We start from the raw sequence: 21,178 nt of genomic DNA, 5'->3' as shown, positions 1-21,178 counted from the left end.
CCCTTTTTCGTACAATTCCGCCAGATAAGGTTTTATCTGAAACGTGTTTCTATGCATAACAGACGACCAGATTGTGATAACCCTTTTCTGGACAAGATAAATGACAGCAGCATTAGTAAAAAATGCAGCAGGATAAGAGACGGTGTACCCAGTATATAACTGTCGGAACCAATTCCTTTTTTCAACAGCCAGTTTAAAAAAAGATGCTGATACAGCATGCCATAGATTAACGGTATAGTGGCGAAGCCTGTTATTAGTAAAAAGCGGTTGGGAACAACTGATTTTTTATAGGCAATGATCATCGGCGGCAGGCATATTATTGTTACGATCAGGATTGCCATTAGTTGACTCAGGAAAAGACCGGTATTGCCCCGAATTGCCTGTATCACTATTTTTTCGTCTCCACCGCCGGCCAGGGCAGTAAATATGCGGGCAAAAGGAAGATTGGAAAACAACAATGAAAAACCGAGTCCCTTCTTTTTATGACCAATGCCTTTGGCGATCCACCAGGCGCCCAGCCACATCAGGCTGCAGGAAAATATAGGACCGGCCAAAGTGGCCAGAAAAGACCATTGCTGTAAAACGCATTGTTCACACGTTGCCCAAACGTTGAAATCCCTGGGGCCATAACAACCGCAAATTAAATATCCTGTAATGATATGGGTTTGTTCATGCAATTCAACCATCAGCATATTCAATGCAAAAAAGGCCACTACATACCGCAAGGTTATTTTTATCTGCATACTGCGCCGGTCATTTATTTTAAAAATAATACAGCTGTCAGTATAATAAAGAGACGGGTGTCATGAACCGCCCGGAAGGGTAGATGAATTGAAGGAAGGGTCAATTTTTTGCCAGGCGGCGCCCGTGAAAAAATTGTGACAGGCATCTATATTCTTTTTTTTAGATTTGAGGCTTATGGTAAAGGTTAAAGACAAATGGTTTAGGGTGATAGCCATTACCTGTATTTGGCTGGTGGCTGTTTATTCAAATAAATTGTATGGGCAACCCCTCACCTGGGAACTGGTTGGCCGAATATTACTGATACCGGTATCCATCGCTCTCACCTGGGAGGGCAACAGGTTTATCATTTTACATTTTCGTGGAAAATTTTCAGGCCGTTACGAGCTTATAAAAAGAATATCCTTTGTCTTTTTCGCCGGCATGCTATACACCTGTTTCATGCTTGTGGGCACTGCTTATGCCAGAAATTTGATACTGCATGGGCCGGTTAAGGCTTTTGCTGAAATAGGTAATGGGCAACTATTCAATACGCTCTTCAGTTTTCAGCTTTTTCTGCAGTTTGCCCTTTTTTTTGGTATTTACGAAGCACTGTATTATTATGCCAGGCTCAATCATTCTGAGGAGGAAAGGAAACGGTTGGAAAAGGAGAAATTATGGGCCGAGTTGGAAACCTTGAACCAGCAGGTTCCTCCGCATTTTTTATTTAATACTTTAAATTCTTTATCCTCTCTTATCACGGAAGATCCTGTGGAAGCAGACCGATTTTTAAATGAAATGACTAAAGTGTATCGTTACCTGCTCGACAATAACAGGCATGAACTGGTTACGCTGCAAACGGAAATAAAATTTATCAATTCTTTTTATCAATTGTTAAAGCTAAGATACAATAAAGGCGTTGAACTAACCTGCGAAATACCGTCTCAATATGATCAATATCAGTTGCCACCACTTACACTGCAGTTATTGGTTGAAAATGCCGTTAAGCATAATATTACTTCCAGGGATCGTCCTTTGCAAATTAAAATAAGCGTAAAAGAAAATGGAAGGCTGATCATAAAAAATAACCTGCAAAGGAAAGTGGACAAGCCGTTTTCACACAAAATCGGGTTAAAAAATATTGCCGTTAAATATCAGTTGATGCAGCAGGAAGAAGTTATTGTAGCAGAAGAGCACGGATACTTTGTGGTTTCTTTGCCCCTCATACATCCATCTGCAAACAGGGAAAATTTAGCTTTTCCTGGTGTAAGCTGACCGACATTTCTCCGCGCATGCCCCGGCGTGTATGAACTCTGTTCCATTTACAAAAGCCTGTGTGGACTCAGGGCATATTAATGATCTTATTCTCTGCTGATGTCTCCAAATTCAGGGCATCTTTATTATAGCAATCGTAACCGGCTTCCACGTTTGATGATAATTACCTGCAGCCTGCAACCAAATTGAAAAATGGATTGGTGTTTTACGGTTTGCGTGCATACAAAAACTATTTATATGCTATCAATGCACTGGATGGCCCTGTCAAATGCATAATGTTGATGCTCTTAAACCCCGCTTCATTGGCCCATTCTGTAAAGTCTGCAGCAGTGTAGTCAAAACCACCATAGGTTTCTATCAGCATGTTCAGCGACATCAGTAAACCAAAAGCATTTTGTTTGCGCTCGTCATCTATTACATTCTCAATTACTACCAGGGCGCCGCCAACAGGTAATGCTTCATACGCTTTGCAGATAAGCATTTTCTTTTCTTCCAGATTCCAGTCGTGTAGTATGTTACCCATAGTAATGATGTCTGCTTTGGGAAAAGCATCTTCAAAGAAATTACCTGATTGCACTTTTACCATGTCCTGCACACCGGCAGCTTCTATGTTACGCTGTGCTATGGGTGCAACCTGCGGCAGATCCCAACTAATGGTTTTAATGTTAGGTCTGTGCATTACAACCTGTATCGCCAACTCGCCGCCTGCGCCGCCAATATCACAAAGTTTGCGATAGCCGGAGAAATCAAACTGCCGGGCAAATGCTATAAAGTTGCTTTTCTGTACAGATGCCATGGCACTTAAAAATTGCTCAAGTCTTTGTTCGTTTGCATACAGCGTTTCAAAAAGTGGTGCACCACCTGTGCGTACTTCGTTCTGGGGTAAGCCGGTACGCAGGGCATCTTCCAGGTTGCTCCAGAAAGGAAAAAGACGGTTGTTTGCCATTTCCAGTATACCACCTACATAGGAATTCTTTTTCCTGTCCAGGAAAATATCTGTTTCCAGTGTATTGCTGTATTTAGCACTGCTGCCTTTGCCTTCCCTGGTGAGGAAGTTCAGCGCTACCAGTGCATCCAGAAAGTCGTTAAGCCCGCGTTGCTGCAGGCCAAATTGCTGCTGTATTTCTTCCGCTGTTTTGCAACCTTCTGCAAGCGATGAAAAAAGGTCGAGGTTTACTGCCGTAAGCAATACTTTGGATGACCAGAAGCCCAAACCCGTTTGCATAATTGCTGAAGGACTTACCACTATCTGGTTTGAAATTGTTTGTGTTAACATGTTGATTGTTTTTTATTTTGATGGATGTTTTTTACTGAAGCAATGGCTGTAACCGCTGTCGTTTCAATTACTGGTACTGGTTGTAGTAACTTTGCCCGCGCTGATTAATTTAAAAATTCCGGTTACATAATTAATGTTGATTAATTTTAAATGTATTCCCGGACCAGATATTTTCATTGTGCGATTTTTTTGGTTATCAACAATATTAATACGAAGCGACCTGGCTTACACTCACCAGTTGTATGAATTGTCATTTAATGGAAGTCAAACGTATATTTTGCAGCATGTTTCAAATTTTGAAGTCTGGAACTTTCATAAAGTATCGCAGTTAAGAGTGAGAAAAAAATGCCTATAGGCTAACTAACATTTATTTTAGGCGTCATTTGTCGAATCTATACAGAGGGTTTCTCAAAAATCAGGATTATATTGTGAAACTGTCTGATAAAATGCTGTCCCGATTACTCATCGGGAACAGCATTCGTTATAGGATAAGGGTAGGGGTACCCCCTATGTGATCGTCACCCGCCCCGTATACACGCTATTCGCTGCTTTTGTTCCATCGGCCGACATAAATGCCAGCCAGGTATGAACTGCATGTCCACGAAAATCAGGAACTGCAAGGGTAGCTTTACCCGCACGACGCTCAATACCCTCAGCTGAAAACAAGCACTTATTCAGTGTTTTGCAATAAGCTACCACTATGCACCGGTCGTTGGGTCTGGCATTGCCCATTCCGCTGTCGTCTGCCCATTTAAAATAGATTGCTGCGGATGCGGCTTTTGCCTGCGCTTTATGCGTGTTCCATAAATAGCCCCGGGTTATCAATACTTTTTCGTAGTTGATACCAGGGATCGGATTGTTTGAGAAGGCATGAAGCAAAATGTACCGTACGGTATGATACCATAAAAACTGGCTGCCATAATGATAACGGTCTGTAATGGCCAGCAACTCTTTTAAACTGTTGGCAAAATTTGAAGCCTGTTCAAATTTTTGCCTGTAAGGAATATGGGTCATAGTGGCATCCATTTCGTTTTTATTGCCAAAAATGAAACCGGTAATTCCTTTTGCTTTTTTAGTCAGCTTACCTGACGATGACGAAAACGTTGTCATAAGTTTAAGTTTTAAAAAGTGAGAAAATCAATTACTGTCATGTTACACGTTACAGGTTACATGGTTTCAGAGAACTGCCCCGAATTGTCGGGTTACAGGGAGCTCAATGTGTGGTATATTGCTCATGTTAGTATGTTCCTGAAACCTGTAACCTGCAACCTGCAACGTGAAGGGTAGGATAAGGTTTACGGCATTAGGTAATGGTCAACTGACCCGTATACCTGCTGTCTGAGAACTCTTTGCCTTTAGCTTTTTTAAAGGCCAGCCAGGTATGAACCACCTGACCCTGAAATTTGGGCACATCAATGGTAGCTGTACCTGCATCGCGCGTGGCGCCGTTCAACATATACACCGCTTTGTTTAGCGCTTCGCAGTATACTACCAATATGGCCCTGTCATTGTCTGCAGCCGAGGCTTCGCCACTGGTATTAGTCCAGGTAAATACTACCTGTCCCGATCCTGCGGTGGCCGCAACGTCTGCATCATTGGCTAAGTCACCCCGACTAACAAGCGCTTTGCTGTAGTTAATGCCAAAATCAGGATATTCGCCTGTAATGACATTTTTGATGTTGTAGCTCATAGCGCTGTTGAGGCCCGTCATGTTTTGGGCAAAACGGACAAAGCTTGCGTTTAGCAACCCTTTCATGGGATTCAGAAAAAGAGCTACTTTTTTAAACTTCGCCTGTTGCTCTAACTGATCATCACTGGGTGGCGATGAACGTTTGCGACTGGGTTTGCCTTTCATGACTGTTATACCTTTCCAGCTACTACCTACTACGGTTCCTACTTTGCCGCTGAATGAGCCGAGGATACCTTGTTCAAACTTTCCCATACAAAATGGTTTTAAAAAGTGAAAAAAATGGTTTACTAACGGAACCGTACTGTGTGTGTAACCGGTATATCCACTGGCCCGATTCCGACACAAACATACCGCAGTCGGAAAAGGGGCCTTTCGCATTTACTCACATTCGCTCACTTTTACTCATTTTTACTCACTTTGACTCACATTTGTCCGCTTTTGGCGTATTTGTCGCTCGTTATGTAAAAGGCCGTGATTATCTGTAAGTGCAGTTCCGGTAAACACTTTGCCGTTTATGCGCGCCGGATTTACTGGGGATTTAATGTGGCAGGAGGTTTAAAAGAAGAAATTACATGGACACCGCTTAATCGGTCAACTAAATAAATAAGAGGTATTAAAACAGGGAAGGATCCAGGAAGTGTTCGGGATGTGCTCAGGAAGGCTTCGGGTATTTCCCGAACACATCCCGAACACTTCCTGTATACATGTCGGCCACAACCCGTCTTGTTCAGGCTGTCTTATCCTGCCCAATAATTTTGAATGACACTTAAATAGGGAACGTCAGCGGGTAAAAAAAGTCCCGCAATGCGGGACTAAGCTAAAACAACTTATAATGATTCTAAGTAGGACATACTATTGATCATCATCTTCCCCGTACATGGCAGCCAGGGCCTTACGTACATCCTCTTCCCAACAGCTTAGCGATAAAACTTATTTGCCTAAAGCACCTGTAGTACGCAACTGACAAACTTACCTGAAGTAACCACTCACTTGTTCCTGCGTTATACTTACCTGAGGATTAAAATCGTTGGTGTTCATTAACAAACTGTACCGTAACTGTTTTGCCTGATGCCTGTTATGCCGTAGTTGAGTTACTAAATTGCGAGAGATGACTTTAAATAGTTGCTATTTCAATCACATAGCAGCAGAGGTTTTTTGAATGAATTTTCTTCTTGAATGATTGTTCTCGTTTTTCATAAAAGAGCTTTTTTAATATCAATTCAAATTTTTTATTTACTGTAACTCAAACGTAACTGCTACATCTCCGGAACCAACTGCGGCAGCAAGTCCCTTAACGTTATCAATTTTTCCAAGCCTTGTGTAGCTGTACGAGGTAGGAAATGTTTTGTAGAAAAGTACCAGCGTCGAAGAACCGTATATCATCAAATCGCCAACCTCAATTGTTCCCGGATTGGAGGCGTTGGTTATAATATTGCGGGATAGATCGGCATACTTCTCGTTTCCATTTAGCTCAACCATATTGACGGTTATTGGCAACAGGGATTTAAATGCAGTTGCAGTGGCATTGTCATACAGCATTGCGGTGAAGGTGCTGCTTCCAATCCTGACTTTCATTTTATTTTGAATTGTATCGGAGGTATTGTTGTTTACGACATCAGGGTTTTCGGGACTTAAATTATTTTCTTTCCCACAGCAGGCACAACTCGTGAGAAAAATGTGTGCATAGAAAATAAGAAAAGGTATTTGTTTCATAGATCCTGTTTTTGAATCGTGTTGCATCAATCACTACGAGGCACATTGTGCATGCCGCAATTTCTTTTTCTCACTATTTGCCTTGTGACGACACCGTACTATTTCCCTTTGCGATTTGAGCAGGTTTAGCCTCTTCCAGGTTTTGTTTGAAAAAAGTTTCCAGCTTATCAAATGGTATCAGGTCAACCCTGTCGTATAAATCGCAATGGGTTGCTCCTGGCACAATTACCAGTTTCTTTGGCTCAGAAGCCATTTTATATACATCCTCTGAATAGTAACGAGAATGTGCCTTCTCCCCGGCAATCAACATAATAGGACGAGGCGAAATCATTTCAATATTTGCCATCATCGGGAAACTGAAAAAAGACATTGGTGTTGTAGCTGTCCAGGCCGAAGTAGAGTTGATTGACCTTGGGTGGTAACCACGCTTTGTCTTGTAATAACTATAGAAATCTGCAAGAATTGGATTCGGGTTCTGTGGTAGATTTTCAGGCATTAAATGGTCGCCTTTTACAATATTGCCATTTTCGTCAAAAGGAATTTCATGAAACCCGAGCGAATATTTGCCATTTTCTGCATCAATCCATCGTTGTTGACTTAAATAATCAATCAGTTTATGGCGTTGTTCCTTTGTGTAATAATCTCTATAACCTTTGCTTATACTTCGCGACATATCATACATAGAAGCTGTGGCTACTGCTTTAATCCGGGAATCACTGGCGGCTGCTGTGAGTGCCATTCCGCTTAAGCCGCAAATAGCCATCACGCCTATCCGGTTGCGGTCAACCATAGGTAACAGTCCAATGTAATCAACAGCCGCACTAAAGTCTTCGGTGAAGATATCCGGCGAAGCTACATTGCGTACATCACCGCCACTTTCACCCGTGAACGAAGGATCAAAAGCCAATGTTACAAACCCCCTGGAAGCCAATTCATTTGCATACAATCCGGAAGATTGCTCTTTTACCGCACCGAAAGGACCGCTCAATACCAAAGCTGGGTATTTTTTGGTTTTGTCAATGTTTTTGGGCATATAAAGATTTGCCGCAATGGTAATTCCGTACCTGTTTTTATATTGAACATTTTTCTTTGTAACCTTATCGCTTAGCTTAAAGGTTAAATATTCTTTGTTTTCTGTTTTCTTCATATTCCCTGTTTTTTTCGTTTGTGAACTTTCATTACAGGCCTGGCCTAACATCATTAAGGATGCGGCTATGATAATTAGTAATTGCTGTATCTTATTTTTCATTTGATGTGATATTTATACTTCCAGGTATTTGAGCACCTTTGCGGGAACACCACCAACAACCGTATTGGCCGGAACATCGCTGGTTACGACTGCACCGGCTGCAACAACTGAATTTTCTCCAACGGTTACACCCGGCATAATGGTAGCTGCTGCTCCTATCCATGCTCTTTTTTTTATTACTATCGGGTGAGAAATGGTCGCCTTCCTTTCTGAAGGATGTAAAGGATGATTGGTGGTAATAAGATTTACTTTAGGACCAATCAATACTTCATCCTCTAATGTAATGCCTCCTCTGTCCATGAAGGTGCAGGCATGGTTGATAAAGACATTTTTGCCGATGGTGATGTTTTCTCCGAAATCTGTATAAAATGGCGGAATAAGAAAGAATGTCTCATCTACTGTTTTACCAATAAGACGACTGAAGACTTCCCTCACTTTACCCAAATCGTCTGTTACAAGGTTATTGAGTTGAGCCGTTGTTCGAATGGCTTTTAAGATAACAGCAAAAAGTTTCGGATATTCCGGGTCATCGAGCCGGATGGTTTCGCCGCCTTTATCCCTTTCAAAAATATTTGTGTTTGCCTGGCTCATATCGTTAGTGTTTTTTACTGAAGCACTCGTTGTGCTCAGGTTTTTATTACACATAAAGGTATTTTAGCCCTGTTCTGCATGGTAATGATTATCAAACTGATCATTAAGAATTTCAAACAATTTCAGCTCGCAGGGATGAGGGTGCTGTTCCTGTCATTCGTTTGAAGTAGTTGTTAAAGTAGGTTGGGTATTCAAAGCCAAGGGCATAGGCAATCTCTGCAATCGTCCAGTTGGTATGTTGCAGGAGTGCTTTTGCTTCTGTGATTACTCTTTCGGCAATATGGGTGGTTGTGGATTTGCCGGTTACTTCCTTTACAGAACGGTTCAGATGATTGACATGTACGAAAAGGCATTTTGCATAATCCTGTGCTGCTTTTAACTGAAGGGGATTGTCGGCGCTTTCAATGGGAAACTGTCGTTCCAAAAGTTCCAGAAACACAGATGCAATGCGCGATGCGGCATTTTTACGTTTGTCATAGTTCTCCGAAGGCTGCAGTTTCAGGGCTTCGTGGATGATCAGATTAATGTAGTTACGTATGAGGTCGTCTTTGTAGGTATAATCGGTCTGTTGTTCCTCGATCATTTTTTGGAAAATGATATTTAAGAACTCCCGTTGTTTGTCTGTTATGTTTAAAATTGGTGTGCCGCCAATCTTAAACAAAGGCGACTGTTGCAGGCTTTCAGAGCGGTCGGACAGCTTTAAAAAGTCTTCGGAAAAAAGACAGGTATAGCCTACATAGCTCCTTGAAATCGTTTCCCAGGAATAAGGTATATGCGGGTTGCCAAAAAACAAAACAGTGCCCTCGGTTTCAAAACTCCGGTCGGCATAGTGAATGATGCTCTTACCTGTTGTTAAGCAGATTTTATAAAAATCCTTTCTGCTATAAATGCGTGTTGCATTACCGTCGCTTTCGATTTGGAACACATTAAATCCCTTTAACTTCAGTTCATTATTGAACTCCGAAACCGAGCGCACTTTTTTATTTTGCATATAATAAAGTTATGAAAATCAAACGGGCTTGTCTTCTATGATTCTGGAATTATATGCCGCATCTCGTCCATATTATATCATCGGTCTTTCCCAGGATCCCCGCGTATCAACACCTGTTTTTGTTGCGAGCGCTTCGATTTTATCTATCTCCTGTTTTGTCAACGTAATTTTAGAAGCATTTACAGCATCCTCAACCTGTGCAACTTTGGTCACGCCTATTATAGGTAATGTGTTTTTGGCAATAGCCCATGCAATGGCAACCTGTGCTACAGAAGCTTTTCTACTATTGCCAATCTCTTTCATCGCATTAATTAAGTCTTCCAACTGCGGGAGAACCTTGTTGTATGCACTGGCCCTGGCGCTACCTTCGGGAAGCGGATGTTTGGTATCATATTTTCCCGACAAAGCGCCTTGTTCCAAAACCATATAAGCAAAGAATGTGATGTTATTTTCTTTACAATAATCAATTATCCCGGCCTCTTCCGATGAACGATACAGAAGACTGTAATGGTTTTGAACGGCAGAGATTTTAAATCCTTCTTTTGCCAAAATACTGTTTGCCAGTTTGATTTCGTCCAAATTATGATTTGACACTCCGACACGTTTTACCTTTCCACTTTTAAGCAATGGAATCAATCCCGGCGTCCACTTGCTCACATCAGCCGGATTGTGGATCCAGTAAATATCTATATAGCCTGTGCCGAGGCGTTCACAACTGCTATCCAACATTTCCGCAACGGCATTACCGGAAGCGCCTGCAATTTGCGGCGTGAATTTGGTTGATAAAATAACCTCTTCACGAGAATATTGTTTAACAAATTCTCCCAGGATAGATTCAGACGCGCCCATTCCGTAAGCAGTAGCCGTATCCCATAGGTTCAGCCCTGCTTTCATTGCTGCGTCAAATACAGGTTTTAAATTTTCTGCAGTAAGATGGTTTCCAAAGACCTGATCTCCGCCAATCATACCGGTTCCCCATGACCATGTGCCCAATGCTATTAATGGTGTATTTTTCGTTTTCATTTTTATTTTCAGTTTAAAATTTTTTCATGCTGCTCATTGAGTGCCGGCACACTTGTCAAACTACATTAGAATGGCTTTTCAACAACAGCGTATTCTATGCTTTCAAAGTATTTCGAAAGTGGCAATGTCGAAACCAATTCTTTTGCCTTTGCCTCATCAACATCTTTAAACAACAAAACAGCTCCGGTTCTGTCATCCTTTATAAACAAATGCTCTAAAATACCTTGCTCTTTCCATTTGGTAGCCACAGCAAATTCTTTTGGAAGAATTTCTTCGAGGTTGGGTATCCTGTCCAGGTGATTGACGATGTTTACATGAACTCTTTTCATTTTTTTAATTTTTATTAGTTAAATTTTGCGCTATTGAAATAATGGCCCTATTTATCAGAACTAATTACTCAAAAGCATTTTGGCAACTGCTTCACCAACACCCGCAGCCGATGCAGGATTTTGTCCGGTTATCAAACGACCATCCACTACAATATTTTTAGACCAGTTGGGTGCAGCCTGGTGCAAAGCGCCGTGATTAATTAAGGCTGTCTCCAACAAGAATGGAACAATATCCGTAGCCTGAACTTCGGCTTCTTCATTATTAGTAAACGCAGCCAGTTTTTTTCCTGCAATCAAATAGGAACCGTTACTGAGTTTTACATTCACTAAAGAAGCCGGGCCATGACATACAGCAGAAGCAACGCCACCTGCTTCGTAAATTTCACGGGTTACTTTTTGTATTCCTTTGCTGTCTGCAAAATCCCACATGGTTCCATGGCCTCCTGCATAAAATACAGCCGAATATTTTTCCGGCTCTACTTTCTCCATACTTAGTGTATTCTTTAGGGCTACCTGAAATTTTGGGTCATTCCAATAGTGCGCATTAATGGGATCTTTCATGTCCATACTCACCTGGTCAACGGGTGGTTCTCCACCCTTTACAGAAGCCAGTTCGTATTGTAGTCCGGCTTTTTCCAGTTGTTCCAATGCGTGCGTCAGCTCGCTCAACCAAAAGCCTGTAGGCTGACCGCTTTTGCCTTTTACGTTGTTGCTGGTTACTACACACAGCACGGGTTTAATTTTTTTATCCATTGGGTTGTTATTTTTTGGTGTTGTGAAATTGTTATTTGGCCAATATTAGGAAATGATCTTCCTACGGCATTAGCAAAGCTTTGATTGCCCTTCGCTCATCCATTGCTCTATACCCTTCGGCCACCTGTGAAAGAGGAAGCGTAAGATCAAAGACTTTACCGGGATTGATTTCACCAAGTAATACCCGTTGTATTAAGTCTGGCAAATACCTTCTTACCGGAGCCGGACCGCCATGCAGATGGATATGAGTAAAAAATAATTGTTGACCGTCGAACTGTACACCATGAGGCAGGCCCACAAATCCTGTATGTCCACCCGGGCGAGTTACATTTATCGCTTGCATCATTGATTCCTTGCTGCCCACACATTCCAGGACTGAATCGGCGCCAATGTTGTTCGTGAGTTCTTTAATGCGATGAACGCCTTCATCACCTCTTTCTGTTACGATGTCGGTAGCACCAAATTCAAGGGCAATTTTCTGACGATGCTCATTCCGGCTCATGGCGATAATGCGTTCAGCACCCATTAACCTTGCCGAAAGAATTCCCAGCAGGCCAACAGCTCCGTCTCCAACGACAACTACTGTAGAACCCTTCTTCACATTTGCAGCATCGGCGGCATACCAACCCGTACCCATAACGTCGGAAAGTGTGAGAAGGCCTGGAAGCAAGTCTTTTGACGGCATAGTTAATATTGGAACCAAAGTGCCATCTGCAAGAGGTACTCTCAGGTAAGGGGCCTGTGCTTCGGATACAAACTCCCGCTGAACACAGGATGACTGATATCCATGTTGGCAATGAGGGCAGGTGTTATCTGAAGTGGCAAATGACCCTATCACAAACTGCCCTTTCTTGATGTGCCTGACGGCGCTTCCCACCTCTTCCACAACACCACAATATTCGTGACCCATTGTGTTGGGTTGGTTTAGTTGTTTAGGATCACGATACGGCCAAAGGTCGGAACCACAAACACAGGTTGCAGAAATTTTAATAATTGCATCTGTCGGTTTTAAAATTTGTGGATCGGGCCGATCTTCAAATCGAATATCGCCCTGCCCATATAACATGGTTGCCTTCATGGTTTTTCCCTTTTAAAAGTTAAATGATCTTATTCCTGAAACGGGCAGTGATCTTCGCCACTCTATTTCCAAGATATTCTGCTGTTTTTAAATCGCTTTGACCAGGTGTAACTTCCGGGCTGGCATTGTCTGATTGTGCCATAGCACCAAGCCAGCTACCTAATGGGTTCAAATCTTTAGTAGGTGCCGTACTGGTTGGATTGGCAGGATGCAGATCGAGCCCTACCCATATCATTCCATGCTGTGCTGCAAACAAAGCAATAGATATAAGTGAATTTAGCTTGTCTCCGTTTTGGGCTCCTGAATTAGTGAATCCGGCGGCAACTTTATTACGCCATTTTAATTCCGTCCAGGCGGTTCGGGTTGAGTCCTCAAAAAACTGTTTGAACCTTGCGCTAATAAGGCCATTGTAGGTAGGAGATCCGAAGATGATGGCATCACTTTTTTCCAGGGTTTCCCAGGGGATACTTTTTTCTGACACCGGAATAAGTGTTACCTCTGTTCCATTTACCTGACGTGCGCCTTTTGCTACTGCCTCTGCCTGCTTAGCTGTGTGACCATAACCACTGTCATAAACAATTGAAACGATCATATTTTTTGATTTTTTAATTAAGATTTTTTGAAGATTACCTGTTTATTATTTTACCTCGAAAGTGCCTTGCAGAAATAGTGATGACCTTTGTCCCCTTTCACTTTTCTCATCAAACCGGCTTGTGAAGGTTGTAGCCGTTCCTTTTTTAATATCAAGTACCTGGCTAACAGTCAGGCCGGTTTTTTCAATCCAGTTAATAAAGTATAGGCTGTCATTTAATTTTTTGTAGCTAATATGCTCATCTTCCTGGGTTGCAGTTCCATTTGCATCAGTATATTTCCAGTGAAGTGCAGTATCTGAAAGAAAATTTTCTTCAACCTTTATTCCTCCCGGAAACGTAATAAAGCCAGTCTTTCCAATAATTTCAATGGGCGCAACAATTGTATCCTTTTGGGCAGGTACAATATTACCTGTGTTGTTGGTGTTACAGGCAGACATAAGCAGCATTGCTGTTACGGACGTAGCTATAAACTTTGTTATTGTTTTCATTTTATCCCTAATTTTTAATTTCTGTTTTTACTTATTATATCTTATATCAACTTTGTTATTTGACTATACAAAGGTATTTTGAGCATTCGGCCGTTTATAACCCGGTTTCCGGGTTTAATTACCAGTTTTACTGATTTGGCAGCCGCTATGGAACAGGCCTCCCGGGAAATGTTATCTTTGACCAGGCAAATGCATTAACATGAAAAAGGTGATTAACATAAATACAGTTCATGAATACAATGAAATGTTTGGGGCTGAAACCTTCCATCCATTGGTGAGTGTTATTGATTTCTCCAAAACATATACCTTATTACCTGCCGGACAAGCCATTAATTACGACTTATACATTGTTTTTTTTAAGACCGAAAAGCCCTGTTCCCTGCGATACGGAAGAAGCAATTATGATTACCAGGCAGGTACACTGGTGTTTATTGCCCCCGGCCAGGTGCTATCTGTTGAAGACAAAGATGGTAAGGATTACCAGCCTAAGGGTCATGCTCTTTTGTTCCATGCCGATTTATTACGCGGCACCGCGCTTGGCCGGTCCATGAAAGATTACAACTTCTTTTCTTACGACGTGCATGAAGCGCTGCATCTTTCCGACCAGGAAAAAGAAGTTGTGTTCGAGTGCTTTCGAAAAATTGGTTACGAGATAAAACATGCTATCGATAAGCATAGTAAAAAGCTCATTGTATCAAATCTTGAATTGTTCCTGAACTATTGTGTTCGGTTTTATGACCGTCAATTTATTACCAGAGACCATGCGAATGCAGGTATCGTAGAAAAGTTTGAACGGCTATTGAATGAATATTTCAATTCGGACAAACCACAGACAGATGGCGTTCCTTCGGTTGCCTTCTTTGCCGATGAGCTGCACCTTTCTGCAAACTATTTTGGCGATCTTATTAAAAAAGAAACAGGTAAAACTGCATTGGATCATATACAAGTCACGGTAATAGAAGTAGCAAAGGAAAAGATATTCAATCCCGACAAGTCGGTTAGTGACGTAGCCTATGAATTAGGTTTTAAATATCCGCAGCACTTTATCCGCTTCTTTAAGCAACAGGTAGGTCATACGCCGAAGGAATACCGCAATTTATCGAATTAACGCTGCTATTCGAAAACCTGATTTTATCGAAAATTTCAATAACCTGCTGTTAGTTTTATCAGTTAAAGGATCTTCTGAATTGTAACGGCGTTACGTTCGTTTTATTCTTAAACAACTTATTGAATGATTGAGGGTACTCAAACCCTAATTGATACGCTATTTCACTCACGGATAAATTAGTTGTCGTCAGTAAAACCTTTGCTTTCTCGACAAGGTGGTTGTGGATATGTTGCTGTGTGGTTTGCCCTGTGAGGTTTTTCAGCATATCATTCAAATAATGAGGCGAAACAAAAAGTCTTTCCGAAAAATATTGAACTGTTGGCAACCCTGCTGAATTAGAACTGTTATCCTTTATGTAGGCGGTCAGCAACTCTTCAAACTTTGCAATCAAATCGTTAGACACTTTCTTCCTGGTAATGAACTGGCGGTTATAGAATCGATTGCAGTAGTTTAACAGCAGATCAATGTGAGAAACAACTACATCCTGAGTATAACCATCTATTATGGCTTCAATTTCTGATTGAAGGTTTTGCATTATTCCGGAAACAATCGCTTCTTCTTTTTCCGAAACATGTAAGGCTTCGTAGGTGGCATAAGAGAAAAAACCATAATCCCTGATCTTTTTTGCAAGCGGATACCCGTGAAGAAAATCAGGATGGAAAGCGAGCATCCACCCCTCTAATTTAGTGGGTGTATAGCCTTCTATGGTTATGCGTTGCTTCGGCGCATAAAAGGTCATTGTGCCATCGTCAAAATCATAGTACTGCTGTCCGTATCTGATTTTTCCATCAAAGTTTTTCTTTAAAAAAACAGTGTAAAAATTATGGACAATTGTTTCCACAGCCTTACCATCTTCGGGATTAATATCATCCAGTTTCACCACACTGACCAAAGGATGCGCTGGTTTTTTCAGGTTCAGGGCGGCGTGGAATTCTGAAATGGAATTAAAAATATGATGTCTGTTGCTTTGCATGGATAAAAATCAAAGGTAGTGGGTAAGTAAAAATCTTACCCACTTTTGTTATAAGTTAACATCTTTCATATCGGCGTATCTATCTCCTGTTTCAGTTCCCAGGGGAATTATGGCTTCCAGGCGAGCTACGTCTTCTGCGCTAAGCTCCATTTTTGCAGCAGCGATATTCTGCTCCACATACTTCACCCGCTTTGTTCCGGGAATAGGCACATGTCCTTTTGCAATCACCCACGCTATCGCCAACTGAGATGGAGTAACCTGCTTTTCCTGGGCCATTCGTTTTACTTCATTGAGCAGTTCAATGTTCTTATAAAACTGCTCGCCCTTGAACCGGGGCAAGTACCTTCTGAAATCATCGGCAGGTATATCCTCAGGATGTTGAATTTCGCCTGATATAAATCCCCTTCCCAACGGCGAATAGGCAACAAAGCCAATGCCCAATTCTTTTAAGGTATTCAAAATACCTAATTCTTCCACCTGCCTTTCAAATAAAGAATATTCTGTTTGTATGGCGGTAAGCGGATGTACGTTATGTGCTTTCCGGATGGTTTCTGAACCTACTTCAGAAAGACCTATATAGCGAACCTTGCCTTCTTTTACCAGTTCTGCCATAGCTTCTACAGTCTCTTCAACCGGTGTATTTCTGTCCAGGCGGTGCAGGTAATAGAGGTCAATATAATCAGTGTTCAGATTTTTTAACGAACGCTCCGCTGCCTTCTTAACATAGTCCCTGCTGCCATTGATCCTGCCTGTGCTTTGCCCGTTATCATCGAGCCCAAAGCCAAATTTTGTGGCAATGATGTATTGGTTTCTTTTTCCCTCAATAGCTCTGGAAATTAGCTGCTCATTCTTAAATGGGCCATAAAGATCTGCGGTATCCAAAAAATTGCCTCCTAACTCAAAGGAGCGGTGAATGGTGGCAATGGCTTCTCTTTCGTCCGATTTTCCATAAACTTTCATTCCCATCAAATCGGTCATACCCATACAACCAAGACCTATAGTTGGAACAATAAGTCCCTGACTGCCTAATTTTACTTGCTTCAAGTTGCTCATAAAATTCATTTTATTTACGGCAAAGGTCACCCTCTTACAGCAGGGAAATGTATCCAAATCAGATGGGGTTGTGTCCAAAAGGGATGTCGTAGCCGGAGAGAATCAATCACATGGTTCGAACCCCGCCCCAACAGGGGTACAGTTATATTAACAGGTTTATCATGAGTTCCACATATTACTAAAATGATGACAAGCCAGCACATATCCTTTATTCAGATACAAACGGTGAGCACTGTTGCGCTGGTAACCACTGTCGAGATGCACGCCCGATTTGCCGGTATCTTTTGCCAGCTGATGAATATAATCGAGTAAGCGGCCGGCATATCCTTTGCCACGGCAGGCAGGCAGTGTACACAGATCATCGATGTAAATGATTTTGCCGCAATACAACATGTGCATGTTTCTATAACCGGCAACGGCTACTACTTTACTGTTCTTATTTTCTTCGATGGCTACATACAACAGGCGATACCCCTCCTGCTCCATTTCCCTGATTTGTTGTACAAAATTTTCTTTGAGCAGGTGCGGACGTAATACCTGCATTACCCCGAAGCAATTTTCTATTTCTATTTCGCTTTGTGCAAACCGGATTGTTTCCATATAATTTATAATTCAGGGTGCATAGTTAATGATACGCCAATGCGGTTCCAGGCATTGATGGTTATGATAGTCATAATTATTTGTGCCGTTTTTTCTTCGCCAAACAACGCAATGGCTTTTTCATACAGCGCATCACTTAACCCATGCTGGTGTATGAGGGTAATTTCTTCGGTCATCGCTAAAATTAATTGTTCTTCTTCCGAAAATACCGTTCCGGCTTCTTTCCATACACCAATCAGATAAATCCGTTGTTCAGATTCGCCGAGCTTTCGCGCATCACCGGTATGGGCATGTACACAATAGGCACAACCATTAATTTGAGACGCCTGTATACGTATCAGTTCCTGATGCTTCGGATCAACCGAAGATGCATGTACAAATTTGTCAAGCGCATCCATGGCCCGGTATGCATTGGGTTGAATTTTTCCCATTTTAAATCTTGCACTCATATTATTTTATTTATTTGTGTTTTTGTATTTCCTGTTCCTTGTGCCTTGTTTCTTTTCAAAATTATGCCTGCTTTGGCCTACTTTTATAGTCCAGTTAATACAAAACAGGTAGTCCACATGCTCCCTTATCAAACATTGATCGCTATAAATAAAAATGCTGCTATTCCCGTATATCAGCAAATAGCGAATGCGCTGATCAACCTCATTCGCGAAGGCATTTTAAGGCCCGGCTCACCATTACCCGGCAGCCGTGAAATGGCAGCCCTATTACAGGTGCATCGCAAAACAATTGTTGCAGCTTATCACGAATTATTTACGCAAGACTGGATTGAAACGATCCCCCGCAGGGGTGTTATGGTTTCGCAGCAATTACCTGAAATAAAACCGCGCTCGTTTAAAGCATCGTCCAATATTCCACCCTATGCAGCCCATGCAGGTTTTCACATTAATAAAATTATCAGTGTACCAGGCCCCGCCAATCGTACAGGTGATTTTCGCATTTATATCAACGACGGTTTTCCGGATCCCCGGTTAGGCATAGTCGATTTACTGATGCGTGAATACCGGAGCGTATACAACAGCACGGCCTTTAAACGAAATATCATGTATGGCGATTTGGCCGGTTCATTGAATCTGCGTAAAGAACTGGTGCAATTTTTATCAGTTACCAGGGGTTTGAATATTGGCGTAAACAATGTGTTGCTATCGCATGGCGCCCAAATGGCCATATTTATGGCGGCCCGCCTGATATTGCAACCCGGTTCTACAGTAGCAGTTGGCGAACCAGGCTATTTTATGGCCGATATGATCTTTCAGCAATTTGGCGCCCGCCTTATAAAAATACCTGTTGACGATAACGGCATGGATGTGGAAGCCCTAAGCAGCATATGCAAAAAGAAAAAACCCGATCTGTTGTATATCATTCCGCATCACCACCACCCTACTACGGTTACATTAAGCGCCGAACGGCGCATGAAGCTGCTTGCATTAATTCGTGAATACAAATTACCGGTTATTGAAGATGATTATGATTACGATTTTCATTACAGCGGCAGTCCTATTTTACCGCTGGCAAGCGCCAGTCATGGCGGTCAGGTCATTTACATTGGGTCGCTTACCAAAACGCTGGCGCCTTCCATTCGGGTTGGGTATATGATTGCTCCCGAAAACTTTATTAATGAAGCAGCGCAACTGCGCCGGCTTATAGACCTGCGCAGTGATAATTTACAGGAGGAAGCGTTGGCGATATTATTTAAGAACGGCGATATGGCCCGCCATTTAAAAAAATCAGTAAAGCTTTATCACGAACGGCGCAACCATTTATGCAACCTAATGGAAAAATACCTGAGCGATGTGGTAACCTTTCAAAAACCGGCAGGCGGTATGGCCCTGTGGCTGCAGTTCAACAAAAAATATCCTTTACCTTCTGTATCGGCAAAAGCCGCTGCGCAGGGCTTGTTCATGAGCGATGGCAGTGTGTACAGCAACGGCGCTGTCAACTACAATGCGTTTCGGTTTGGATTTGCCTCACTGAACGAAAAAGAACAACAGGAAGCGGTAGGGATATTGAAAAAGGTTTTATAAGGGCCCCTCCTTCTTTACAATTTGACGGCAACCATTCAATTTTACTTCACTGTCGTGAATTTAAAAAGTTCATTGAACTTATTAAATCACCGCTTTTCACCCATCTTTCTGTAAAATTCGATAGTTTAGCCTACACCTAATTTATCGCTGCATGAGAAAATTTATCAGGCTTTTAATCGCCGGCCTGTTATTGCATAGCGCAACAACAGCACAACCTGCAACAAACGCAACCAAAGTGCTACTGCGTTTAGATGACAATGGCATGAGCCATTCTGTTACCATGGCCATTAAACAGGTGGCCGAAACAGGCATCCCCTTCTCTACTTCTGTTATGTTTGCCTGCCCCTGGTACCAGGAAGCGGTGGCCGTATTAAAACAATTTCCCAATGTATCGGTAGGCGTGCATCTTATGCTTAACAGCGAATGGAAATACTATCGCTGGGGCCCGGTACTGGGTCAAAGCGCTGTGCCAAGTCTGGTAGACAGCAACGGGCTTTTTCTTCCTTCAAGAGTTGAGTTTTTAAACAGTCATTATAAACTGGATGAAGTGGAGAAAGAACTGGCCGCACAAATTGAACGGGCTATCCGGTCAGGATTGAAGATCGATTATGTCGATTACCACATGGGCACAGCAGTATCTACGCCCGAATTACGGGCCATTGTTGAAAAACTGGCAAAGCAATACCATTTGGGTATTTCAAGGTATTTCGGTGAAAACTATCAAACCATGTTTGATGTTCCGATCGAAACAAAGAAGAAAGAATTTTTTAATCGCATTGCTGCAGCACCGAAAGATAAAGTGAACTTAATTGTGATGCACATTGCACAGGCAACACCCGAAATGAATGCACTGGTAGACATGAACAACAAAGACCAGCATTCAGATGAAAAACCACTGGTTGCCATGCACCGTTCAACTGAGTTAAGTGTATTGCTGTCGCCCGAATTACAACGCCTGATAAAAAACAAAACCATTCAACTGGTTACCTACAGGGAGCTGGTACAACAAAACGGGTTAGAGAGCATGAAGGCGCCGGCCAATTAAAACAAGCTAAACGCATAACGCTTAATGCAAAACGCAAAATGCAAAACGCTAAACGCATAACGCTTAACGCAAAATGCAAAACACGTCCTTAGTATTCAGCAGGCATTAAGCGTTAAGCATTAAGCGTTAGGCGTTAAACAGCTACCTTCTCCACATACTCCTTCAGTGAAGTACCAATGATCTGCGTCCATCCCTGCTCGAAATTATTCTTTGCAAAATCAGGATTGTTCATCGGGAATGTTTCAAGCCCTTCGTGCGTTAACCGTAACCGGGTTTTATTGCCTTCGGCAAACAATTCAAAGGTTACGAAAGAATTGCCCTCATACCCGTCGTAACGCCAGCTGTACTGCAGTTTTTTACCGGGAACCACTTCTGTTATTCTGCATTTGTGCAAATACACCCGGTCATCTTTGCCGCCTTCAAACTCAAATTCAAAACCCGGTTCGGCTTTAAATTCAGCCAGATCAAAATACCATTTCCGCATCTGCTCTAAATTGGTCAGGGCTTTCCACACCCTGTCGGCCGGCGCATTATAAGTGCGCTCTATGATCAATGGTTCGTTTTTCATTGTAAGTTTTTTATAAAGTCCATCAATTT

General features: G+C 42.1%; 24 protein-coding genes. 5 read left to right on the top strand and 19 right to left on the bottom strand.

Features of this window, described 5'->3' with window-relative positions:
• Positions 1-32: 32 nt before the first annotated feature.
• On the bottom strand, positions 33-743 hold the full coding sequence (locus AC59IL_RS29775) for a hypothetical protein (RefSeq protein ID WP_496555887.1): 711 nt from the start codon (positions 741-743) through the stop codon (positions 33-35).
• Between the two features lie 175 nt (positions 744-918).
• Here AC59IL_RS29775 and AC59IL_RS29770 point away from each other — a divergent pair, with 175 nt between their 5' ends.
• A complete protein-coding gene (locus AC59IL_RS29770) occupies positions 919-1,995 on the top strand; it encodes a sensor histidine kinase (protein ID WP_496555886.1) in 1,077 nt (358 codons plus the stop codon).
• A 229-nt stretch (positions 1,996-2,224) separates the two neighbouring features.
• Here AC59IL_RS29770 and AC59IL_RS29765 read toward each other — a convergent pair whose 3' ends face one another.
• The gene (locus AC59IL_RS29765; RefSeq protein WP_496555885.1) at positions 2,225-3,271 is read right to left on the bottom strand and encodes a methyltransferase; all 1,047 of its coding nucleotides are present in this window, start codon (positions 3,269-3,271) and stop codon (positions 2,225-2,227) included.
• A 507-nt stretch (positions 3,272-3,778) separates the two neighbouring features.
• A complete protein-coding gene (locus AC59IL_RS29760) occupies positions 3,779-4,381 on the bottom strand; it encodes a DUF6266 family protein (RefSeq protein WP_496555884.1) in 603 nt (200 codons plus the stop codon).
• 39 nt (positions 4,382-4,420) lie between these two features.
• On the opposite strand from AC59IL_RS29760, the gene AC59IL_RS29755 reads away from it, so the two are divergent.
• The gene (locus AC59IL_RS29755) at positions 4,421-4,558 is read left to right on the top strand and encodes a hypothetical protein (protein ID WP_496555883.1); all 138 of its coding nucleotides are present in this window, start codon (positions 4,421-4,423) and stop codon (positions 4,556-4,558) included.
• Between the two features lie 16 nt (positions 4,559-4,574).
• Here the strand turns inward: AC59IL_RS29755 and AC59IL_RS29750 are convergent, their stop codons facing one another.
• The 11 genes from AC59IL_RS29750 to AC59IL_RS29700 all read right to left on the bottom strand — a co-directional run bounded on the left by AC59IL_RS29750 (position 4,575) and on the right by AC59IL_RS29700 (position 13,769).
• Positions 4,575-5,213, bottom strand: coding sequence for a DUF6266 family protein (locus tag AC59IL_RS29750; RefSeq protein ID WP_496555882.1), 639 nt, complete (start codon positions 5,211-5,213; stop codon positions 4,575-4,577).
• 981 nt (positions 5,214-6,194) lie between these two features.
• Positions 6,195-6,674, bottom strand: coding sequence for a cyclophilin-like fold protein (locus tag AC59IL_RS29745; RefSeq protein ID WP_496555881.1), 480 nt, complete (start codon positions 6,672-6,674; stop codon positions 6,195-6,197).
• 73 nt (positions 6,675-6,747) lie between these two features.
• Entirely contained in the window at positions 6,748-7,821 is a 1,074-nt protein-coding gene (locus tag AC59IL_RS29740) for an alpha/beta hydrolase (RefSeq protein WP_496555880.1), read from the bottom strand.
• A gap of 114 nt (positions 7,822-7,935) precedes the next feature.
• Positions 7,936-8,568 (bottom strand): sugar O-acetyltransferase, encoded by a 633-nt coding sequence (locus AC59IL_RS29735; RefSeq protein ID WP_496555879.1) that lies wholly within the window; start codon positions 8,566-8,568, stop codon positions 7,936-7,938.
• Positions 8,569-8,626: 58 nt separating this feature from the next.
• Positions 8,627-9,505 carry a helix-turn-helix domain-containing protein gene (locus tag AC59IL_RS29730; RefSeq protein WP_496555878.1) on the bottom strand — a complete coding sequence of 293 codons (879 nt, stop codon included), beginning with the start codon at positions 9,503-9,505 and terminating at the stop codon, positions 8,627-8,629.
• A 72-nt stretch (positions 9,506-9,577) separates the two neighbouring features.
• Positions 9,578-10,528 carry an aldo/keto reductase gene (locus AC59IL_RS29725; protein WP_496555877.1) on the bottom strand — a complete coding sequence of 317 codons (951 nt, stop codon included), beginning with the start codon at positions 10,526-10,528 and terminating at the stop codon, positions 9,578-9,580.
• A gap of 65 nt (positions 10,529-10,593) precedes the next feature.
• The gene (locus AC59IL_RS29720) at positions 10,594-10,857 is read right to left on the bottom strand and encodes a hypothetical protein (protein WP_496555876.1); all 264 of its coding nucleotides are present in this window, start codon (positions 10,855-10,857) and stop codon (positions 10,594-10,596) included.
• A gap of 60 nt (positions 10,858-10,917) precedes the next feature.
• Complete coding sequence (locus AC59IL_RS29715; protein WP_496555875.1) at positions 10,918-11,610, bottom strand: type 1 glutamine amidotransferase domain-containing protein; 693 nt, start codon at positions 11,608-11,610, stop codon at positions 10,918-10,920.
• 61 nt (positions 11,611-11,671) lie between these two features.
• Positions 11,672-12,688 (bottom strand): zinc-dependent alcohol dehydrogenase family protein, encoded by a 1,017-nt coding sequence (locus AC59IL_RS29710; RefSeq protein WP_496555874.1) that lies wholly within the window; start codon positions 12,686-12,688, stop codon positions 11,672-11,674.
• 19 nt (positions 12,689-12,707) lie between these two features.
• On the bottom strand, positions 12,708-13,280 hold the full coding sequence (locus AC59IL_RS29705) for a flavodoxin family protein (protein ID WP_496555873.1): 573 nt from the start codon (positions 13,278-13,280) through the stop codon (positions 12,708-12,710).
• A gap of 45 nt (positions 13,281-13,325) precedes the next feature.
• Positions 13,326-13,769, bottom strand: coding sequence for a MoaF-related domain-containing protein (locus AC59IL_RS29700; protein ID WP_496555872.1), 444 nt, complete (start codon positions 13,767-13,769; stop codon positions 13,326-13,328).
• A 199-nt stretch (positions 13,770-13,968) separates the two neighbouring features.
• Between AC59IL_RS29700 and AC59IL_RS29695 the strand changes: the two genes are divergently transcribed.
• Positions 13,969-14,877, top strand: coding sequence for a helix-turn-helix domain-containing protein (locus AC59IL_RS29695; protein WP_496555871.1), 909 nt, complete (start codon positions 13,969-13,971; stop codon positions 14,875-14,877).
• Between the two features lie 58 nt (positions 14,878-14,935).
• Here the strand turns inward: AC59IL_RS29695 and AC59IL_RS29690 are convergent, their stop codons facing one another.
• The 4 genes from AC59IL_RS29690 to AC59IL_RS29675 form a co-directional block, all read right to left on the bottom strand.
• Complete coding sequence (locus tag AC59IL_RS29690) at positions 14,936-15,850, bottom strand: helix-turn-helix domain-containing protein (protein ID WP_496555870.1); 915 nt, start codon at positions 15,848-15,850, stop codon at positions 14,936-14,938.
• Between the two features lie 48 nt (positions 15,851-15,898).
• Positions 15,899-16,903, bottom strand: coding sequence for an aldo/keto reductase (locus AC59IL_RS29685; protein WP_496555869.1), 1,005 nt, complete (start codon positions 16,901-16,903; stop codon positions 15,899-15,901).
• A gap of 159 nt (positions 16,904-17,062) precedes the next feature.
• Positions 17,063-17,503, bottom strand: coding sequence for a GNAT family N-acetyltransferase (locus AC59IL_RS29680; RefSeq protein WP_496555868.1), 441 nt, complete (start codon positions 17,501-17,503; stop codon positions 17,063-17,065).
• 5 nt (positions 17,504-17,508) lie between these two features.
• A complete protein-coding gene (locus AC59IL_RS29675; RefSeq protein ID WP_496555867.1) occupies positions 17,509-17,952 on the bottom strand; it encodes a carboxymuconolactone decarboxylase family protein in 444 nt (147 codons plus the stop codon).
• Positions 17,953-18,069: 117 nt separating this feature from the next.
• Between AC59IL_RS29675 and pdxR the strand changes: the two genes are divergently transcribed.
• Together pdxR and AC59IL_RS29665 are read left to right on the top strand one after the other, a co-directional pair.
• On the top strand, positions 18,070-19,536 hold the full coding sequence (pdxR, locus tag AC59IL_RS29670) for a MocR-like pyridoxine biosynthesis transcription factor PdxR (protein WP_496555866.1): 1,467 nt from the start codon (positions 18,070-18,072) through the stop codon (positions 19,534-19,536).
• Between the two features lie 151 nt (positions 19,537-19,687).
• Positions 19,688-20,581, top strand: a complete 894-nt coding sequence (locus tag AC59IL_RS29665; protein ID WP_496555865.1) for a ChbG/HpnK family deacetylase — start codon at positions 19,688-19,690, stop codon at positions 20,579-20,581.
• A gap of 133 nt (positions 20,582-20,714) precedes the next feature.
• On the opposite strand, the gene AC59IL_RS29660 is transcribed toward AC59IL_RS29665, so the two are convergent.
• On the bottom strand, positions 20,715-21,149 hold the full coding sequence (locus AC59IL_RS29660; RefSeq protein WP_496555864.1) for an SRPBCC family protein: 435 nt from the start codon (positions 21,147-21,149) through the stop codon (positions 20,715-20,717).
• Positions 21,150-21,178 lie beyond the last annotated feature (29 nt).

The organism is Niastella sp. sgz303648 (assembly GCF_059587045.1).
This window is presented reverse-complemented; position numbering and strand designations above follow the sequence as displayed.

What these genes read in the sequence shown, in the direction of transcription:
- AC59IL_RS29665 (WP_496555865.1), top strand. Translation starts at nt 19,688, where the DNA reads ATGAGAAAATTTATCAGGCTTTTAATCGCCGGCCTGTTATTGCATAGC.
- AC59IL_RS29700 (WP_496555872.1), bottom strand. Translation starts at nt 13,769, where the DNA reads ATGAAAACAATAACAAAGTTTATAGCTACGTCCGTAACAGCAATGCTG.
- AC59IL_RS29760 (WP_496555884.1), bottom strand. Translation starts at nt 4,381, where the DNA reads ATGACAACGTTTTCGTCATCGTCAGGTAAGCTGACTAAAAAAGCAAAA.
- AC59IL_RS29765 (WP_496555885.1), bottom strand. Translation starts at nt 3,271, where the DNA reads ATGTTAACACAAACAATTTCAAACCAGATAGTGGTAAGTCCTTCAGCA.
- AC59IL_RS29710 (WP_496555874.1), bottom strand. Translation starts at nt 12,688, where the DNA reads ATGAAGGCAACCATGTTATATGGGCAGGGCGATATTCGATTTGAAGAT.
- AC59IL_RS29690 (WP_496555870.1), bottom strand. Translation starts at nt 15,850, where the DNA reads ATGCAAAGCAACAGACATCATATTTTTAATTCCATTTCAGAATTCCAC.
- AC59IL_RS29770 (WP_496555886.1), top strand. Translation starts at nt 919, where the DNA reads ATGGTAAAGGTTAAAGACAAATGGTTTAGGGTGATAGCCATTACCTGT.
- AC59IL_RS29725 (WP_496555877.1), bottom strand. Translation starts at nt 10,528, where the DNA reads ATGAAAACGAAAAATACACCATTAATAGCATTGGGCACATGGTCATGG.
- AC59IL_RS29735 (WP_496555879.1), bottom strand. Translation starts at nt 8,568, where the DNA reads ATGTGTAATAAAAACCTGAGCACAACGAGTGCTTCAGTAAAAAACACT.
- AC59IL_RS29720 (WP_496555876.1), bottom strand. Translation starts at nt 10,857, where the DNA reads ATGAAAAGAGTTCATGTAAACATCGTCAATCACCTGGACAGGATACCC.
- AC59IL_RS29715 (WP_496555875.1), bottom strand. Translation starts at nt 11,610, where the DNA reads ATGGATAAAAAAATTAAACCCGTGCTGTGTGTAGTAACCAGCAACAAC.
- AC59IL_RS29730 (WP_496555878.1), bottom strand. Translation starts at nt 9,505, where the DNA reads ATGCAAAATAAAAAAGTGCGCTCGGTTTCGGAGTTCAATAATGAACTG.
- AC59IL_RS29755 (WP_496555883.1), top strand. Translation starts at nt 4,421, where the DNA reads ATGTTACACGTTACAGGTTACATGGTTTCAGAGAACTGCCCCGAATTG.
- AC59IL_RS29685 (WP_496555869.1), bottom strand. Translation starts at nt 16,903, where the DNA reads ATGAGCAACTTGAAGCAAGTAAAATTAGGCAGTCAGGGACTTATTGTT.
- AC59IL_RS29740 (WP_496555880.1), bottom strand. Translation starts at nt 7,821, where the DNA reads ATGAAGAAAACAGAAAACAAAGAATATTTAACCTTTAAGCTAAGCGAT.
- AC59IL_RS29695 (WP_496555871.1), top strand. Translation starts at nt 13,969, where the DNA reads ATGAAAAAGGTGATTAACATAAATACAGTTCATGAATACAATGAAATG.
- AC59IL_RS29660 (WP_496555864.1), bottom strand. Translation starts at nt 21,149, where the DNA reads ATGAAAAACGAACCATTGATCATAGAGCGCACTTATAATGCGCCGGCC.
- AC59IL_RS29750 (WP_496555882.1), bottom strand. Translation starts at nt 5,213, where the DNA reads ATGGGAAAGTTTGAACAAGGTATCCTCGGCTCATTCAGCGGCAAAGTA.
- pdxR (WP_496555866.1), top strand. Translation starts at nt 18,070, where the DNA reads ATGCTCCCTTATCAAACATTGATCGCTATAAATAAAAATGCTGCTATT.
- AC59IL_RS29745 (WP_496555881.1), bottom strand. Translation starts at nt 6,674, where the DNA reads ATGAAACAAATACCTTTTCTTATTTTCTATGCACACATTTTTCTCACG.
- AC59IL_RS29675 (WP_496555867.1), bottom strand. Translation starts at nt 17,952, where the DNA reads ATGAGTGCAAGATTTAAAATGGGAAAAATTCAACCCAATGCATACCGG.
- AC59IL_RS29775 (WP_496555887.1), bottom strand. Translation starts at nt 743, where the DNA reads ATGCAGATAAAAATAACCTTGCGGTATGTAGTGGCCTTTTTTGCATTG.
- AC59IL_RS29680 (WP_496555868.1), bottom strand. Translation starts at nt 17,503, where the DNA reads ATGGAAACAATCCGGTTTGCACAAAGCGAAATAGAAATAGAAAATTGC.
- AC59IL_RS29705 (WP_496555873.1), bottom strand. Translation starts at nt 13,280, where the DNA reads ATGATCGTTTCAATTGTTTATGACAGTGGTTATGGTCACACAGCTAAG.